This is a genomic window from Rhodanobacter sp. KK11, from assembly GCF_033345435.1.
In the GTDB taxonomy this organism is placed as follows: Bacteria; Pseudomonadota; Gammaproteobacteria; order Xanthomonadales; family Rhodanobacteraceae; genus Rhodanobacter.
This window is the reverse complement of sequence record NZ_JAWPMI010000004.1, coordinates 58,878-76,171: the sequence shown is the minus strand read 5'-3', so window position 1 is coordinate 76,171 and position 17,294 is coordinate 58,878. Positions and strand designations below refer to the sequence as shown.

The 17,294-nt window shown below is 71.0% G+C and carries 16 protein-coding genes; 3 read left to right on the top strand and 13 right to left on the bottom strand.

All coding sequences use genetic code 11. From position 1 onward, the window contains the following. The first annotated feature begins 13 nt into the window (after window positions 1-13). The gene (locus R5H19_RS10905) at window positions 14-1,120 is read left to right on the top strand and encodes a PLP-dependent cysteine synthase family protein (protein ID WP_318159029.1); all 1,107 of its coding nucleotides are present in this window, start codon (window positions 14-16) and stop codon (window positions 1,118-1,120) included. Further along, window positions 1,117-1,920, top strand: coding sequence for a prephenate dehydrogenase/arogenate dehydrogenase family protein (locus tag R5H19_RS10900; protein WP_318159028.1), 804 nt, complete (start codon window positions 1,117-1,119; stop codon window positions 1,918-1,920). The genes R5H19_RS10905 and R5H19_RS10900 overlap by 4 nt, the downstream gene beginning before the upstream one ends. Before the next feature lie 11 nt (window positions 1,921-1,931). On the opposite strand, the gene R5H19_RS10895 is transcribed toward R5H19_RS10900, so the two are convergent. From R5H19_RS10895 to R5H19_RS10870, 6 genes are all read right to left on the bottom strand, one after another. After that, window positions 1,932-2,429, bottom strand: coding sequence for a DnrO protein (locus R5H19_RS10895; protein WP_318159027.1), 498 nt, complete (start codon window positions 2,427-2,429; stop codon window positions 1,932-1,934). An 81-nt stretch (window positions 2,430-2,510) separates the two neighbouring features. Beyond that, a complete protein-coding gene (locus R5H19_RS10890; protein WP_318159026.1) occupies window positions 2,511-5,774 on the bottom strand; it encodes an efflux RND transporter permease subunit in 3,264 nt (1,087 codons plus the stop codon). Further along, on the bottom strand, window positions 5,771-6,868 hold the full coding sequence (locus tag R5H19_RS10885; protein WP_318159025.1) for an efflux RND transporter periplasmic adaptor subunit: 1,098 nt from the start codon (window positions 6,866-6,868) through the stop codon (window positions 5,771-5,773). The genes R5H19_RS10890 and R5H19_RS10885 overlap by 4 nt, the downstream gene beginning before the upstream one ends. 35 nt (window positions 6,869-6,903) lie before the next feature. Then, window positions 6,904-8,193: an FAD-dependent oxidoreductase gene (locus R5H19_RS10880; RefSeq protein WP_318159024.1), complete on the bottom strand. Its 1,290-nt coding sequence runs from the start codon at window positions 8,191-8,193 to the stop codon at window positions 6,904-6,906. Window positions 8,194-8,338: 145 nt separating this feature from the next. After that, window positions 8,339-8,722 carry a DUF302 domain-containing protein gene (locus R5H19_RS10875; RefSeq protein WP_318159023.1) on the bottom strand — a complete coding sequence of 128 codons (384 nt, stop codon included), beginning with the start codon at window positions 8,720-8,722 and terminating at the stop codon, window positions 8,339-8,341. A gap of 28 nt (window positions 8,723-8,750) precedes the next feature. Then, the gene (locus R5H19_RS10870) at window positions 8,751-8,957 is read right to left on the bottom strand and encodes a DUF2892 domain-containing protein (RefSeq protein ID WP_318159022.1); all 207 of its coding nucleotides are present in this window, start codon (window positions 8,955-8,957) and stop codon (window positions 8,751-8,753) included. Window positions 8,958-9,055: 98 nt separating this feature from the next. On the opposite strand from R5H19_RS10870, the gene R5H19_RS10865 reads away from it, so the two are divergent. Further along, window positions 9,056-9,424: a metalloregulator ArsR/SmtB family transcription factor gene (locus R5H19_RS10865; RefSeq protein WP_318159021.1), complete on the top strand. Its 369-nt coding sequence runs from the start codon at window positions 9,056-9,058 to the stop codon at window positions 9,422-9,424. Window positions 9,425-9,849: 425 nt separating this feature from the next. Here the strand turns inward: R5H19_RS10865 and fabB are convergent, their stop codons facing one another. The 7 genes from fabB to R5H19_RS10830 all read right to left on the bottom strand — a co-directional run bounded on the left by fabB (window position 9,850) and on the right by R5H19_RS10830 (window position 17,261). Continuing rightward, on the bottom strand, window positions 9,850-11,058 hold the full coding sequence (gene fabB, locus R5H19_RS10860) for a beta-ketoacyl-ACP synthase I (protein ID WP_318159020.1): 1,209 nt from the start codon (window positions 11,056-11,058) through the stop codon (window positions 9,850-9,852). A gap of 1 nt (window position 11,059) precedes the next feature. Next, window positions 11,060-11,575, bottom strand: coding sequence for a 3-hydroxyacyl-[acyl-carrier-protein] dehydratase FabA (gene fabA, locus R5H19_RS10855; RefSeq protein ID WP_318159019.1), 516 nt, complete (start codon window positions 11,573-11,575; stop codon window positions 11,060-11,062). A 152-nt stretch (window positions 11,576-11,727) separates the two neighbouring features. Beyond that, window positions 11,728-13,176: an FAD-binding protein gene (locus R5H19_RS10850; protein WP_318159018.1), complete on the bottom strand. Its 1,449-nt coding sequence runs from the start codon at window positions 13,174-13,176 to the stop codon at window positions 11,728-11,730. Beyond that, entirely contained in the window at window positions 13,173-14,198 is a 1,026-nt protein-coding gene (gene nadA / locus R5H19_RS10845; RefSeq protein WP_318159017.1) for a quinolinate synthase NadA, read from the bottom strand. Before nadA ends, R5H19_RS10850 begins: the two co-directional genes overlap by 4 nt. A gap of 213 nt (window positions 14,199-14,411) precedes the next feature. After that, window positions 14,412-15,665 (bottom strand): hypothetical protein, encoded by a 1,254-nt coding sequence (locus R5H19_RS10840; protein ID WP_318159016.1) that lies wholly within the window; start codon window positions 15,663-15,665, stop codon window positions 14,412-14,414. Further along, window positions 15,646-15,927 (bottom strand): DUF2249 domain-containing protein, encoded by a 282-nt coding sequence (locus tag R5H19_RS10835; RefSeq protein ID WP_318159015.1) that lies wholly within the window; start codon window positions 15,925-15,927, stop codon window positions 15,646-15,648. The genes R5H19_RS10840 and R5H19_RS10835 overlap by 20 nt, the downstream gene beginning before the upstream one ends. Window positions 15,928-16,001: 74 nt before the next feature. Beyond that, window positions 16,002-17,261: an alginate export family protein gene (locus R5H19_RS10830; protein ID WP_318159014.1), complete on the bottom strand. Its 1,260-nt coding sequence runs from the start codon at window positions 17,259-17,261 to the stop codon at window positions 16,002-16,004. Window positions 17,262-17,294: the final 33 nt, after the last annotated feature.

The window sequence follows — 17,294 nt, the reverse complement described above, 5'->3', positions numbered from 1 at the left end:
CACGGAGCCCCCGATGGACAGCGTCCTGCGTCTGGTCAACCTGCAACACGAGACGGATCGCCGCTGGGTGCACGATGCCCTGGCGAAGCTGGCGCAGGAGGCGGCACGTTCGGCCGACACCCACCTGCTGAAGCTGAACTTCCCCGGCTTTCACGGCATCGACTTCTACTTCAAGGACGAGGCCGCGCACCCCAGCGGCAGCCTGAAGCATCGCCTCGCGCGCTCGCTGTTCCTGTACGCGCTGTGCAACGGCCGGCTGCGCGGCGGGCAGGTCGTGGTGGACGCCTCCTCCGGCAGCACGGCGATCTCGGAAGCCTGGTTCGCGCGCCTGCTCGGCCTGTCCTTCACCGCGGTGATGCCGGCCTGCACCGCGCCGGGCAAGATCCGCGACGTGCAGGCGCTGGGCGGCGAGTGCGACCTGGTCGAGGACCCCGCCCAGGTACATGCGCGCGCCGCTGAGCACGCGGCGCGCGGCGCCTGCCACCTGGACCAGTTCGGTCTGGCCGAGCGCGCCACCGACTGGCGCGGCAACAACAACATCGCCGAGTCGATCATCGGCCAGCTCGCGCTCGAGGCCGAACCGGAACCCGCCTGGATCGTCTGTGGCGCCGGCACCGGCGGCACCTCGGCCACCATCGGCCGCTACCTGCGCTACCGCCGGCTGCATACCCGGCTGTGCGTGGCCGAGCCGACCGGCAGCGCCTACGTGCACGGCTGGCGCGACCGCGATGCACAGGCCGTCGCCAGCCAGCCCACCCTGATCGAAGGCATCGGCCGGCCGCGGGTGGAGCCGGGCTTCATCTTCGACGTGGTCGACCGCGTGGTCGAAGTGCCCGATGCCGCCTCGATCGCCGCCGCCTGGCTGCTGGAGGACCTGTTCGGCCACCGCTACGGCGGCTCCTCCGGCACCAACCTGGTCGCCTGCCTGCAACTGGCCGCCTCGATGCGTGCCCGCGGCGAGCGCGGCAGCATCGTCAGCCTGCTGTGCGATCGCGGCGAGCGCTACGCGCAGACGCTGTTCGATCCGTCGTGGCTGGCCGCCCGCGGCATCGACCTCGCGCCGTGGAGCGCCACCCTGCGTGCCAGCCTGGCCAGCGGTCGCCCGCCGCTCACCGCATGAACGCCGCCCGGCCACGCGAGCCGGCGCAGCCGGCCGCGACTTTCGCCGTGCTCGGCTACGGCCGTTTCGGCCGGGCCTTCGCCGACCTGCTGACGCAGGCGGGGCATCGCGTGCGCGCCTGGGATCCGCACGCGGCCGTTCCCGCCGCGCTCGCCGCCGCGTCGATGCCGGCCACGCTGGCCGATGCGTCGTGGATCGTGCTGGCGATGCCGGTGCCGCAGTTGCGCGATGCGCTGCTGGCGCTGCGCCCGCTGCTGCACGCCGGGCAGACCGTGCTCGACGTGGGCAGCGTGAAACTGCACCCCTGCGCGACGATGGACGAACTGCTCGGAGCGGACTTTCCGCACGTCGGCACGCATCCGCTGTTCGGCCCGCTCAGCCTGGCCCGCGGCGAGCCGTTGCGCACGGTGATCTGCCCCTCGGCGGCGCATACCGAGGCCGCCGCCCGCGCCGGCGAGCTGTTCCGCGCGCTGGGCTGCGAGGTCGTCGTGCAGGACCCGGAAAGCCACGACCGCGCCATGGCCCGCACCCACGCGCTGGCCTTCTTCGTGGCCAAGGGACTGGTCGGGCTGGGCGTGGGCGACGACATGGCGCTGGCGCCGCCCTCGTTCCAGGGCATGCGCCACATGCTGGACGCGGTGCGCGGCGACGCCGGCCACCTGTTCGCGGCGATCCAGCGCGAGAACCCGTTCGCCGCCGAGGCGCGCGCGCAGTTGCTGGCCGAGCTCGAACGGGTGCATCGCCAGTTGCTGACCGGCGCGGACGACGACCGCCTGGCGATCCCCGCGCCGTCCGCCTGAGTGGCTGCGACTCAGGGCTCGTCGTGCATCACGTGCTCGACCGGCGCCGGCTTGTCCCAGCCGGGGTCGTCGAAGTACTGCGGGTAGTGCGCGATCGCCGCACGCATGTCGGCCACCGCCGAGACTTTCTTCGGATCGGCCTTCAGGGTCTGTGCCGCAGCCATCAGCGGCACCAGGATGCCGTGCAGCGCGGCATCGGGCTCGGGTGCCAGCTTGCAGTGCGCGAACATGTAGGTCACCGCCTGCTCGACCTCGGTGGCGCGATCCACCGCCATCGGCGCGCTCATGTGGCCCATCTCGTAGTGGGCGAGCTGGTCCACCGCCGCGTGCGCGCGACGCATGCCCTCCGCCAGCGGCGCGTCGGGCGTCCAGCGCTGCGCCGGCACCGCCGCGGCGGCCGTGGCCGCATGCGCCGCATGGCTTTCGTGGGCATGCTGGGGGGAAGCCTGCACGGCCGTGGCCAGGCCCAGGCTGCACGCCAGTGCAAGAACGGCATGGAACGATTTCATGCGGAATACTCCGGCAAGCGGCATGGTGGCCGCGGGTGGCAACAGGCTAGCGTGCCGCGCGACGGCATTGGCTGACCCACGTCAATCCGGCACCACCGCCATCGGCGCCTGCGACAAACGGCCATCCGGTCCGACCCGGCGCCGCAGCCATGCGTAGTACAGCAGCGGGATCACCAGCAGGGTCAGCGCGGTCGAGACCAGGATGCCGAAGATCAGCGACACCGCCAGGCCCTGGAAGATCGGGTCGTCGAGGATGAAGAAGCCGCCGATCATCGCCGCCAGGCCGGTCAGCACGATCGGCTTGGCGCGCACCGCCGCGGCCTCGATCACCGCATCGCGCAACGGTTGGCCGGCGGCCAGCGCGTGGTTGATGAAGTCGATCAGCAGGATCGAGTTGCGCACGATGATGCCGGCCAGCGCGATCATGCCGATCATCGAGGTGGCGGTGTACTGCGCGCCCAGCAGGGCATGCCCGGGCATCACGCCGATCACGGTCAGCGGGATCGGCGCCATGATGATCAGCGGCACCAGGTAGCTCCTGAACTGGCCGACCACCAGCAGGTAGATCAGCAGCAGGCCGGCTGCATAGGCCAGCCCCATGTCGCGGAAGGTCTCGTAGGTGATCTGCCACTCGCCGTCCCACTTCACCGAGGCGGCGGTGGTGTCGGTCGGCTGGGCGATGAAATGCTGCTGCAGCAACTGCCCCGCCACCTTGTCGTGGCCGAGCTTGCCGACCAGCGAGAACATGCCGTACAGCGGGCTGTCGGTGGCGCCGGCGTCGTCGCCGGTGACGGCGGCATAGGGCAGCAGGTCCTTGTGCCAGATCGCCTGCTCGCGCTGCGCCGGCTGCACCGCGACCACCTCGGACAACGGCACCAGCGCGCCGCTGCGCGCCCGCACGCGCAGGGCCAGCAGCTGGCCCAGCGCCGCTTGGTCGCCGGCGCCCAGGCGCAGCCGGATCGGCACCGCGTACTTCGCCTGGCCGTCCATCAGGTAGCTGGCGTCGTCGCCGGACAGGGCGGTGCGCAGCGCCTGCGCGATGGCGGCCTGGTCCAGCCCCAGCCGCGCCGCGCGGGCGCGGTCGACCACCAGCACGTCGCGCGGCGCCTGCGCCTCCACGCTGGTGTCGACGTCGACGATGTCCGGGTTGGCCTTGAAATCCCGCTCCAGCCCCAGCGCGACCTTGCGCACGGTGGCGTAGTCCGGGCCGTACACCTCGGCCACGATCGGCGCCAGCACCGGCGGCCCGGGCGGCACCTCGACCACTTTCACCGAGGCGCCGTAGCGCGCGCCGATCCTCGCCAACGCCGGCCGCACGGCCAGCGCGATGGCGTGGCTCTGGCGCGAACGCTCGCTCTTGTCGACCAGGCCCACCTGCAGGTCGCCGACGATCGGGCCGCTGCGCAGGTAGTACTGGCGCACCAGCCCGTTGAAGGTGATCGGCGCGGCGATGCCGGCGTAGCCCTGCCAGTCCTTCACCTCGGGCAGCTTCGCCACTTCCTGCGCCAGCTCGCCGAGCAGGCGGTTGGTGCGCTCCAGCGTGCTGCCTTCGGGCATGTCCACCACCACCTGGAACTCGGACTTGTTGTCGAACGGCAGCATCTTCAGCACCACCGCCTTGGCCACCACCAGGCCCACCGCCGCCAGCACCAGCACGCCCATCGCGGCAAACAGCAGGTGGCGCCGGCGCGGCGCGCGGTCGCCGTGCAGGAACGGCGTCATCAGCCGCTGGAACAGCCGCGGCAGCCAGCCGCCGGCCGACTCGTGCGCAGCGGCCGTGGCGGCTTCGCCGGCAGGGTGGCTGTGGCCGAGCAGCCGCAGCGCCAGCCATGGCGTGACCACCAGCGCGACCGCCAGCGACAGCAGCATGCCGGCCGAGGCGTTGATCGGGATCGGCCGCATGTACGGCCCCATCAGGCCGGACACGAACGCCATCGGCAGCAGCGCGGCGATCACCGTGAAGGTGGCCAGGATGGTCGGCCCGCCGACCTCGCCGACCGCCTCGGGGATGGCCTCGCGCAACGTGCGCCCGCCCAGCGCCATGTGCCGGTGGATGTTCTCCACCACCACGATGGCGTCGTCGACCAGGATGCCGATCGAGAAGATCAGCGCGAACAGCGAGACGCGGTTGATGGTGAAGCCCATCGCCCACGAGGCGAACAGGGTCAGCGCCAAGGTGACGATCACCGCGCTGCCGACCACCACCGCCGCGCGCCAGCTCAGCGCCAGCAGCACCAGCAGCACCACCGACAAGGTGGCGAAGATCAGCTTGTGGATCAGCTTGTCCGCCTTGTCGGTGGCGGTCTGGCCGTAGTCGCGGGTGACCGCCACGTGCACCCCGGCGGGGATCGCCACGCCCTGCAGCGCGGCCAGCCGCTGGCGGATCGCGCCGGTGATGTCGGCTGCGTTGGTGCCCGGCTTTTTCGCCACCACGATGGTCACCGCCGGCGCATGGCCGGTGGCCGGGCCGGCCTTGCCCGCCGGCGCGCCGAACCAGGCGTAGCTGTCGGGCAGGTCGGCGCCCTGGCGGATCGTGGCCACGTCGGAGAGGAATACCGGCTGGCCGTTGTTCAGGCCGATCACCAGCTGCGACACCTCCGCCGCGTCGGCGAGGAAGCGCCCCGCGGTCACCGGCACGTCGCGGTCGCCGCCCACGCGGTCGCCGGCCTGGGCGACCGTGTTGGCCACCTTCAGCGCGTTCGACAGGTCGCCTGTGGTCAGGCCGTACGCGGCCAGCTTCGCCGCGTCCAGTTCCACCACCACCGCGCGGGTCGGCGTGCCGATGGTGTAGACGTCGCGGGTGCCCGGCACGCGCTTCAATTCGGTCTCCAGCGTGTGCGCCACCTCGGCCAATTGCACCGGGCCCTGCGCGGGGTCGTCGCTCCACAGGGTCAGCGCCATCACCGGCACGTCGTCGATGCCCATCGGCCGCACCAGCGGCGGGCCCACGCCGAGTCCCGGCGGCACGAAGCCCTGGTTCTGGAACACCTGGTTGTACAGCCGCACGATCGCCGCCTGCCGCGGCACGCCGACCTGGAACTCCACCGTCATCACCGCCATGCCGGGTCGGCTCACCGAGTAGACGTGCTTGACGCCCTCGATCTCGGCCAGCTTCTGCTCCAGCGGAAACGCCACCAGGTTCTCCACGTCGCGCACGTCGGCGCCGGGAAACGGCACCATCACGTTGGCCATGGTCACGTCGATCTGCGGCTCTTCCTCGCGCGGCGTGATCATCACCGCGACCAGCCCCAGCAGCAGCGCCGCGATTGCCAGGATCGGGGTCAGCGGCGAATCCTGGAAAGCGCGGGCGATGCGGCCGGAGAAGCCGAGCCGTGGCACGCTCACGGCGCGGCCCCGCGCCGCTGTGCGGCCAGCCAGCGCGCCGCGGCGGCCGGATCGACGGCGATGCGCTCGCCATCGTCGAGCCCGGCCAGCACCTCGACCCGGTCGCCGTGGCGGTGACCCAGGCGCAGCTGGCGCAGCACGGCCCCATGCTCGCCCAGCACGTACACGCCGACCAGCTCGCCACGCCGCACCAGCGCGGCCAGCGGCAGCAGCAGGCGCTTCGTCTCGCCGCCGGCGAACGCCACCCTCACCGTCATGCCCGGATACAGGCCGGTGTCGGCGCCGGGCAACTCCAGCCGCACGCCGAAGCTGTGCGTCTGCGGATCGGCATACGGGAACACGGTGAGCTTGCCGGCCGCCACGCGGCGACCGTCGTCGAGCACCACCTCGGCGGCACGGTAGCGGCGGATCGCGGCGACCGCACTTTGCGGCACCTGCACGCTGACCCGCAGATCCTGCAGCGACGCCAGCGCGATCAGCGGCTGCGGCGCCGGCGGCCCCGCCTGCACCGCTTCGCCCACCTGCACGAAGCGGCGGGTGACGATGCCGTCGTACGGCGCGCGCAGCACGGTGTAGTCGAACTGCTGGCCGACCTGGCTGGACTGCGCCCGCGCCGACTGCAACGCCGCCAGCGCCGCGTCGCGGCGGGCGCGTTCGGCGTCGAATTGCGCCTTGGAGACGAAACCCTTGCCGTAGATCTCGGCGAAGCGCCGGTAGGAGGCATCCGCCTCGGTGTACGCCGCCTGCGCCGCGGCGACCTGCGCCTGGGCGGCGCGCTGCGCGGACGCCTGCTCGACGTCGCTGAAGCGCACCAGCACATCGCCCTTGCGCACGGCGTCGTTGACGTCGTAGGGCAGCTCGGTCACCCGCGCGTTGGTCTGCGCCGAGATGACCGCCTCGTGCACCGCCTCCACCACGCCGTCCCAGGCCTGCTCGTCGTGCGCCGGCTCCGCGTGCAGCGTCAGCGCGGCCAGCGGCGGCGGTGCCGCCGCGGCGGGCGGTGGCGGCGTGCGCCCGCAGGCCGCGAGCGCGGCCACGGCGAACGCGGCGATGACGAGACGAGGTACGCCTCCGGTGATGTGCTTGCGCTGCATGTGGTTCTTCCGTCGATGGGACGCGGTCGTCGTGCTCATTCGTCGCCCGTGCCGGGCCGGATGCGCGCGATGCCCAGCGCCTTCATCACGTATTTCTCGTAGACCGGCGTGGTGTTGCCGGTGCGGATCTTGTGCATGAAGTATTTCTCGAACGCCACCTTGGCCAGATGCACCCACTTGCCCTCGCGCGCCCAGGTCACGTTGCGCGGCGGAATCTGCGGCAGCGCCACGAAGGCGGCGCCGCTGTCGCCCATGTCGGCCAGGCACACCGCATTCCAGGTCGCCTCGGCGGTGGCCGGCCGACTCTCGATGTCGGCCTTGATGTTCGCCGCCAGCGTGCTGACCATCGACTCGATCATGAAACCGGTCTTGGGCGCGCCGGTGGGCACCGGGGTGGCTTCCACCGGGGGGATCGCCACGCACACGCCGGCGGCGAACACGTTGCGGAAAGTGGGGTTGCGCTGGTGCTTGTCGATCAGCACGAAGCCGCGCGGGTTGACCAGGCCCTCGACGCCGCGCACGGCGGCGACACCGGTGAAGGCGGGGATCACCATCGCATAGCGGAACGGCAGCGCATGCTGCTCCGGCGCCTGGCCATGCGCGTCGAGCCCGCTGACGTGCATGGTGCCGTCCTCGACCTTGTCGATCCGCGCGTTGCAGATCCACTTGATGTGGCGCTGGCGCAACTGCCGCTCCAGCAGGCCCTGCGAGTCGCCGATGCCGCCCAGTCCCATGTGGCCGACGTAGGGCTCGCTGGTGACGAAGGTCATCGGCACGCGGTCGCGCAGCCTGCGCCGGCGCAGGTCAGTGTCGAGGATCAGGGCGAACTCGTAGGCCGGGCCGAAGCAGCTGGCGCCCTGCGCCGCGCCCACCACCACCGGGCCGGGGTTCCCCAGGAACGCCTGGTAGGCCTGCCATGCCGCGGCGGCATGCGGCGTGGTGCAGACCGACTGGGTATGGCCGTCCAGCGGCCCCAGTCCGGGGACTTCGTCGAACGCCAGCCGCGGCCCGGTGGTGATCACGAGGTAGTCGTATGCCAGCTCGCGGCCGTCCTGCAGCACCACGCGGTTGTCCGCCGGGCGCACCGCACTGGCCGGCGAATCGATGAACGCGATGTCATGCCGCTCCAGCGCCGATGCCGCGTCGAGCTGCACGTCGGCCGGCTGGCGCCAGCCGATGCCGACCCACGGGTTGGACGGCGTGAAAGAGAACTGGCGCCCATCGCCGACCACCGTGACACGGTGGGCCGCGCCCAGCGCCGCCTTGATTTCGAAAGCGGCGCTCATGCCGCCGAGGCCTGAACCCAAAACGACGATGTCGCTCATGATGACGGACTCCTGATCCGAGGTATCGACAGCATGCGCCGCCGGCATGGGCACCGACTTGAGCCTGGTCAAGCCAGCGGGTGCCGTGCCGGCGCCGGCGAGCCGGTTGCCGGCGGACCCGATCGGCGCGGCGCGGCGGCAGGCATCAAACCGCCTCGTCGATGCTGCGCATGACCACCGCCTGCACCTCCTGCGCGACCTGCGCCAGCGCGGGGTCGGTGGAGAGCATGGCCAGCATCGCCACCGGCTCGATCATGCCGATGCGGGTGCCGCCCGCCTCGGTGTACACCGACACGCGGCAGGGCAGCGCCATGTTCAGCCGCATGTCCACGGCCAGCACACGAGCCGCCTGGCGCGGGTTGCATACCTCGAACACCTTGCACTCGCGCTCGAACGCCACGCCCTTGCCGCGCAAGGTGGCGCCGAGGTCGTGCACGTGCAGCACGCCGAAGCCGTTGCGGACGATCGCCGCCTCCAGGTCAGCCGCGGCCTGGTCGAAGCCCTTGTTTGTCTCCACGACGTAGTACATGGCTCACCTCGCTATGTGCCGGATCGGCTTACGACGGGAAGGCGCAGCCGGGCTTCAGCCCCAGCTTGCGCAGCACCATCGCCAGCGGGCAAAAGCCGGTGAACGAGGACTGCAGCAGGTTGGCGCCCACGAACACCGACAACCAGATCCAGCCGGGTGCCACGAAATGCGCCAGCGCGATGCCGGCCAGCACCATGCTGCCGGCGAAACCAAGGACGAAACGGTCGACGTTCATGCGGGTTCCTCTTCTCGCTTGTATGGTTACTACCTAAATTAGATTTATCTTAATTAGATTGATGTGGTAAAGTCAAGCCGCTGGCCCCAACCAACCGGATGCCCATGAACACCCTCGCCCACGCCGACATGGCGCTCATGCATGCCAACGCCGAAGAGGCCTCGCGCCTGCTCAAGGCACTCGGCAACGCGCAGCGCCTGCGCATGCTGTGCCTGCTGGCCGACGGCGAGATGTCGGTGGGGCAGATCAACGAGCAGTTGCCGGAACTGAGCCAGTCGGCGCTCTCGCAGCACCTGGCCCGGCTGCGCGAGGAAGGCCTGGTGGATACCCGGCGCGAGGCGCAGAACGTGTGGTACTCGCTGCCGCCAGGGCCGGCACAGGCCATCATCGACACGCTGTACGGGCTCTACTGCGCCCCCACCGTGCGCAAGCCGGCGAAGCGAAGCGGTACGGCGCGCGGTCGCTGAGCGCACGCAGGCACGAGGCAGGATGGGCGCCCTTGGCGCCGAACGAAGCCTGTGCCCCCTATCGCAAGCAGGGAACAAACAAAGCGCGAGCCCCCTCACTGCAAAGCAGCAGGACAAGCAGAGTTTGTGCGCCCTCCCCTGCTTGCAGGGGAGGGCTGTGACCGAAGGGAATTCCTTCTGGGAGGGAGGGGTCGCTCTCTTTTGACGAGCGGAGAGCAAGAGCCTTACCCCCTCCCAACCTCCCCCTGCAAGCAGGGGGAGGAGCAGAGCTCGTGCGCCTTCACTACAAAGCAGGGGGAGTAGCAGAGCTCGCGCGCCTTCACTACAAAGCAGGGAACATCGCCACGGACCGCCGCGTGCAGCGCGCGTGACCTGTCCGGACCGCAGCGCGCCGGGACGGAACCGGTGGCTGCCTCGCTACGGCCCTAGACCCGGGCGAACACCAGGCTGGCGTTGGTGCCGCCGAAGCCGAAGCTGTTCGACATCACCGTGGCCAGTTGCGCCGGGCGGCTCTCGCGCAGGATCGGGAAACCCTCGGCACGCGGATCGAGTTCGTCGATGTTGGCCGAGCCGGCCATGAAGCCCTCGTTGAGCATCAGCAGGCTGTAGATCGCCTCGTGCACGCTGGCCGCGCCAAGCGAATGGCCGGTCAATGCCTTGGTCGAGGACAGCGGCGGCACCGCCTCGCCGAACGCCTCGCGCAGCGCCTGCAGTTCGACGATGTCGCCCAGCGGCGTGGCGGTGCCGTGGGTGTTGACGTAGTCGATCGGCGCGTCGACGCCGGCCATCGCCATGCGCATGCAGCGCACCGCGCCTTCGCCCGAGGGCGCCACCATGTCGGCGCCGTCGGAGGTGACGCCGTAGCCGACCAGCTCGGCGTGGATGTGCGCACCGCGCGCCTTCGCGTGCTCGTATTCCTCCAGCACCAGCATGCCGCCGCCGCCGGCGATGACGAAGCCGTCGCGGCCGGTGTCGTATGGGCGCGAGGCGGCCGCCGGCGTGGCGTTGTGGTGGCTGGACAGCGCGCCCATCGCATCGAACTGCGCGGTCATGCCCCAATGCACTTCCTCGCCGCCGCCGGCGAACATCACGTCCTGCGCGCCGTGGCGGATCAGGTCCGCGGCCGCACCGATGCAGTGCGCCGAGGTGGCGCAGGCGGCGGAGATCGAATAGCTCAGGCCGAGGATGCCGAACGCGGTGGCCAGCGTGGCCGACACGGTCGAGCACATCGTGCGCGGCACCATGTACGGGCCGACCTTGCGCACACCCTTCTCGCGCAGCAGGTCGCCGGTCTCGATCTGCCACTGCGCCGAGCCGCCGCCGGAGCCGGCGATCACGCCGCTGCGCGGATGGCGGATGTGCTCGATGGCCAGCCCCGCGTCGGCGATCGCCGAACGCATCGCCACGTAGGCGTACGCGGCGGCGTCACCCATGAAGCGCTTCAGCTTGCGGTCGATCGCCGCCTCCAGGTCGATCTGCGGCACGCCGGCCACGTGGCTGCGCAGGCCGCGTTCGATGTACTCCGGGATCGCCCGGATGCCGCTGCGGCCGTCGCGCAGCGCGTGCGCCACCGTCGCCGGCAGGTTGCCCAGGCACGACACGATGCCCATGCCGGTCACTACGACACGACGCATCTCAAAAACCCTCGGTGGTCTGGAACAGGCCCACGCGCATGTCGCTGGCCTCGTAGATCAGGCGATCGTCGACGAAGGTCTTGCCGTCGGCGATCACCAGTCGCAGCTTGCCGCGCATCACGCGGCGGATGTCGATCTCGTAGCGCACCAGCTTCGCGCTCGGCAGCACCTGGCCGGTGAACTTCACCTGGCCCACGCCCAGCGCGCGGCCGCGACCGGGTTCGCCCAGCCACGGCAGGAAGAAGCCGCTGAGCTGCCACATCGCATCCAGGCCGAGGCAACCGGGCATCACCGGATCGCCGATGAAATGGCAGTCGAAAAACCACAACTGCGGATGGATATCCAGTTCGGCACGGATCACGCCCTTGCCGTACGCCCCACCCTCGCTGGCGATGTGGGTGATGCGGTCGAACATCAGCATCGGCGGCGACGGCAGGCGGGCGTTGCCGTCGCCGAAAAGTTCGCCGCGGCCGCAGGCGCGCAGCTGTTCGTAGTCGAACGAAGAAGAGCGTGTCATGAAATGCTCACAGGCTGGGGAGTCTGTAGTGTGAAAGCCGCGACCGGTCGCCGCCTTGACTCCAGTCAACGGCGGACACGACGGCGGCGCATCCGGCGCCGCTGCAAGCACGGGAAAGCGTGCGGCACATCGCCGCATCGTACACTGACGCCTCAGACGGGGCAGCCGTGATCCTCGCGACAGTGCGCGCCGAGGCTGCGCCGGCGCAGACGCGCTGCGCGCAGCAGCGACTTGGCCAGCCGCGCCTGCCAGCCCGCATCGGCCATCGCGGCGCAGACGCGCCAGGCATCGCGCAGTCGCGACGCTTCGCGCACCGGGCCGGCAGCCTGCCACAGCAGCTCGCGCAAGGCTGCCAAGGGCTCCGCCTGCAGGCCGGCGCCGCGCTCGATCCAGCGACTCGCAGCATGCTCGCTACGATGGGCCCCGAGGCCCGCCAGCACGCCACCCAGCCGGCGCCCGCACGCCACCGCCTCGAGCAGCGAGTTGCTGGCCAGCCGGTTCGCGCCGTGCACGCCGTTGCAGGCCACCTCACCCACCGCGTAAAGCCCGGGCACACTGGTGCGGCCGTCGGCGTCGACCGCCAGGCCGCCCATGTGGAAATGCGCCGCCGGCGTGACCGGCATGGCGGCGCGGCGCGGATCGATCCCATGCGCCAGGCACGCCGCCAGCACAGTGGGAAAGCTCGCCGCCCAGTCGATCGCCAGGCCGCTCGCATCCAGCCAGACCCGGGTGCCTTCGCGTTGCGCCTGCCATACCCGCCGTGCCACCACGTCGCGCGGCGCCAGGTCGCCCAGCGGATGCAGCCCGGCCATCAGGCGTTGCCCGCCGGCATCGAGCAAGCGCGCACCGGCACCGCGCAGCGCTTCGGTGACCAACGGCAGACACTGTCCGGCGACGTCCAGCGCGGTCGGGTGGAACTGCACAAATTCGAGATCGCGCGGCATCGCGCCGGCCGCCAGCCCCAGCGCCAAGCCGACGCCGTCCGCGCCCGGCGGATTGCTGGTGCGCGCGAACAGCGCACCGATACCACCGGTAGCCAGCACCACCGCGGCTGCCTCGATCTCGGCCTGTCGTCCACACGCGTCGAGGGTACGCACTCCGGCCACGCAGCCGCCGCGCAGCAGCAACGCGTCAACCTCGACGCCGCCACGCCACTGGACGTGCGGTGCCGCCTGCGCCCGCGCGCGCAATGCCATGACCAGCGCGGCACCGCTGGCGTCGCCGCCAGCGTGCACGATGCGCGCCGCGCCGTGGCCGCCTTCACGCCCCAGCTGCAAGCGGCCATCGGCGTCGCAGTCGAACCGCACGCCCTGCGCCTGCAGCCACGCCACAACGCCCGGCGCCTCGCGGGTGAGCCACTGCACCATCGCCACGTCGTTGTGATGGGCACCGGCCAGCAAGGTGTCGGCGGCATGCGCGGCCGGATCGTCGGCCGGGTCCATCGCTGCGGCGATCCCGCCCTGCGCCAGTGCGCTGGCGCTGCCGCTGCCATCGTGCGCACGGCACAGCAGGCGCACCGGCGCGGGCGCTGCGGCCAGCGCCGTCGCCAGCCCGGCGACGCCGCTGCCTACCACCACGATCGGCAGACGTGCGTGCCTCACACGGTTTCGCGCCGGCCCACTGCCAGCATCCGTTCCAGCGCGCGACGCGCGCCCGCGATCGTTTCGGCAGGAATCTCGATGGCATGCTTCAGATCGCGCAGCGCGGCGTAAATGTTCTGCAAGGTAATGCGCTGCATGTGCGGACACAGGTTGCAGGGCTTGATGAACTCGGTCCGCGGGAACTGCGCACGCAGGTTGTCGGCCATCGAGCACTCGGTGATCATCGCCACCCTGCCCGGCTTCTCGCGTGCCAGCCACTTGCCCATGGCGGTGGTGGAACCCACGAAATCGGCCTCGGCCAGCACTTCCGGCGAACATTCCGGATGCGCCACCACCCGGGTGCCGAACTGCTCGCGCACGTGCCGCACCTCCTGCGCGGTGAACTTCTCGTGCACCTCGCAGCGACCGTGCCACAGCACCAGCTCCACCCCGGTCTGGCCGGCCACGTGGCGACCGAGGAATTCGTCGGGCAGGAAGATCACCTTGGCCGCGCCCATCGACTCCACCACCTGCACCGCGTTGGCCGAAGTGCAGATCGCGTCGGACTCCGCCTTCACCGCGGCCGAGGTGTTGGCGTAGCTCACCACCGGCACGCCTGGATGCTGCGCGCGCAGCGCACGCACGTCGGCGGCGGTGATCGACGAAGCCAGCGAGCAGCCGGCCTCCAGGTCAGGAATCAGCACGGTCTTGTGCGGCGCGAGGATCTTCGCGCTCTCGGCCATGAAGTGCACGCCGCACACCACGATCAGGTCTGCGTCGCAGTCGCGCGCCGCCTGCGCCAGGCCCAGCGAGTCGCCGGTGATGTCGGCCACGCCGTGGAAGATCTCCGGCGACTGGTAGCTGTGCGCCATGATCACCGCGCCGCGCTGCTTCTTCAGCTTGTTGATCGCGTCGATCCACGGCAGGTGCAGCGGGATCTCCAGGCACGGCACCAGCGGTTCGAGTCGCTCGGCCAGCGCGGCGTATTCGTGTTCGAGTTCGTCGCGCCAGACCGGCACGGGCAGCGTTGCAGAGGCGGTCATGGCGATCGCTTTTCGGTGGAGGGAAACGGGGTGGCTCAGACAGGCGTGCTGCGGTAGACGGATGCAGCGTACCGTTGTGCAAGGGTCGTGTCGAAAGCCTGGCCGGACATGGTGGGCGGCATCATGGCGGTGACGGCCAGACGCATGCCTTGACCCACGTCAACCGCCCCGCCCCGTTGCCGCTGCGCGCAGCGGGAGCGGACGAACTGGCGTTCACCGGCGGGGCTGCACGGTCGACAGGAAGAGCACGGCACGCCGCCGCACGCCGCACAACACCCACCACGCGCAGCCCCAGGCCAGCCCCAGCGCCAGTCCGGCGGCGCGGGCCAGCCACGGCGACGGCCACAGCGCGGCCGCCGGCAACAGCAGCAGCGGCACCTGCGCCAGCAGCACGCAGGTCTTGTCGCGCACAGGCAACAACCGCTGCACGCCGGGCAGCTGCACGCCACGACCGACGCGCCGATGCAACTCGATCCAGCCGACGAACGGAACGATCTCCAACGCCATGCCGACCACCAGCAGCGGCAACGCGATGCCCAGCCCCAGCGCCCCGGCCAGCATGCCGCCGCGCGCATCGGCAAGCAGCGCCAGCGCAGCCAGCGCCAGCACGATTAGTCCGGCGCGCCAGCTCCACAGCAACGGGCCGCGGCGCAGTCGCGACGCGCGCCATTGCAGCCACAGCGCGGCAGCAGCGAACAGCAAGGCGTGCACGGCCACCGTGCCGACCAGCCAGGCGCCACCGCGATCGGCCAGACGCCCGCACGCCGCGGCGGACAGCATCAGTACCACGCTGCCCAGCCACACCGCCTGCACCGGCGCGTGCAGCGTGCCGGTGCCCTGGAACATCGGCATCACCACCCGTGCCACGCTGGCCATCAACACCACCACCCAGCCCAGCACGCCCCAGCTCGCGTGCACGTCGGCCAGTGGCGCCAGCGGCAAGGCCACGTGGCCGGCAAGACCCAGCGCAAGCAAGCCGCCAAGCAGGGCGGTGAGCACGGCGCTACCGATCGCCACGCCGAAGCCGGCGCGCAGCAGGCGCTGCCCCAGCGCCGCCAGCAGGCCGGGCACGGTCATCGCCGCCAGCAGCACGAAGGCCAGCGGCAACAGAATCGCGGCGGCGACCAGGGCACTGCGCCAGCCCTGGTGCAGTCCCGCCACCAGCAAAACTACGCCGAGGTTGAACAGGACGTGCAGCCACGGTCCCAGCGCCGCGCCGCCGCGCACCCGCACGCCGGCCGCGGCGGGCAGGAACTGCAGCACGCTGCCGAACATCGCGTTGCCCAGCACGCCCAGCACGAACACGTGCACCAGTGCCAGCGTGGCGGGATTCCAGCGTGCGTGCAGCGCGACGTCGCCGTCGGCGATCAGCAGCGCACCGGCCAGCACACCCCAGCACGGCGCACCGAGCAGGAAGCGCCGCGGCAGCGAGGGTGGCGGAGCCTGCTCAAGCCGGAGCGACGTCATCGTTGCCCGGGCAGCGGATCAGCACGCGCGCGCCGCCGGTCGGCAAGGCGAACGCCGTCGCCTGCAGGCCGCGTGCGGCCAGTGCGTCGAGCAGCGGCGTCGGCAACAGCGGGGTGAGTACCTGTGTCGCCTGCCCCGGCAGCAGGGCGTCGGCAGCCGCCAGCGCGCGCAGCATCGGTTCCGGCGACGGCAGCCAGCGCAGGTCGAGTTCGGGCAATACCGCGTCGTCGACGGAGCGGGAGGATGATGACTGGGCTTGCATGGCAGCATTCCAGCGCAGTCGCGGGGCGTGTGCGCTGACCTGGGTCAACGCATGCGCCCGCCTTGCCGCACCGTTCAACGCGTGCCGGCCAGTGCCTGCTGGCCATGCCACTCCAGTTGCAGCCACAGCTTCGCGCTGTCGCGGCCGAAGCCGTCGGCGCGATAGTCCGCCACCTTGAGCAGGCCGCTGAGACCCCGCGCCAGCGGCACCGCCAGCGAAGCATTCCACTCGCTGCCGTAGCGGCCGCCGCGATCGGCGCGGTAGTCGTGGTACGCCACCGTCCAGTTCAGCCTGGCGGCCAGGCCATCGTGCCCGAAGTTGCCGGCGACGCTGGCGTAGCGATCTTCCAGCCCGCCGTTCGGCGTGACGTTGAACTGGTCGTCCCAGCCATTGAATGCGTGCAGCGTGGCCAACGGCGTCTGCAACGCATGTCGGCCATTGCCGCCCAGGTGTTCCCAGCCCAGCTTCGCGGTGATCCCGGATTGTGTCCAGCTCGGTTCCAGCAGCCAGTAGCTGTGCGCGAAATGCTGCGGGTTGTTGGCGTAGTCGTATTGCCGCGCCCCCTCCAGCGTCCAGCCGGGGCCATTGCCGCCGCGCAATGCCTTGCCGCTCCAACGCAGGCCGTAGGTGGCGCTGGAGGCGCTGGCCACGTCGCGGTCCTCGTGCAGGTAGGCGTAACCGCCCCATTGCTGCGCACCCTGGCTCCAGGCCAGGTTGAGCAGGTGGGTATTCAACTTGCGCTCGCGCGCCAACGGATTCAGTGCATCGCGGCCGGCGACCCGGTGCACCCGGTCGAGCCAGTCGTAGCGCAGCGTCAACGCCGCCAGTGGCTGCCAGCGCAACTCGACTGCATCGAAGGTCTGCTCATGCTGGCGCCAGCCGCTGTTGCCGACCCAGCGCTGGTTGTCCAGCAGCAGTCGTTGGCGGCCCACGGTGGCGCCGAACTGCTCGCCCTGCCAGCGCAACCAGTACTGGTTGAACTCGCCGCCGCGCGGGTCGGTCACCGCCGGGTACGAAGTACGGCCATTGGCGCCGCTGTTGTAGCGGTCGCCGGTGCTGGCCACGCCGGCGCCCTCGACCAGGCCGCTCCAGCCATGTCCGAACTCGGCATGCAGGCCAAGGCGCAGGCGCAAGGTGTCGGCACGGGCGTCGCGCGCGAACGCGTCGTCGTCGACCTGCTCGTGGCGCAGGCGGGCGTCCCATTCCAGTTGCCACGATGGCCCGGCCGGTGCGGCCGTCCCACCGGCGTCGCCGGTTCCGTTGGTCGCCCAGGCCGGTGTGGCCAGGATGGCGAGCAGGCAGGCGGTCGAAAGATAGTTGCGTACTCGGTTCATGCGGTTGCTCCCTGTTGATCGGCGGCAGTCTCG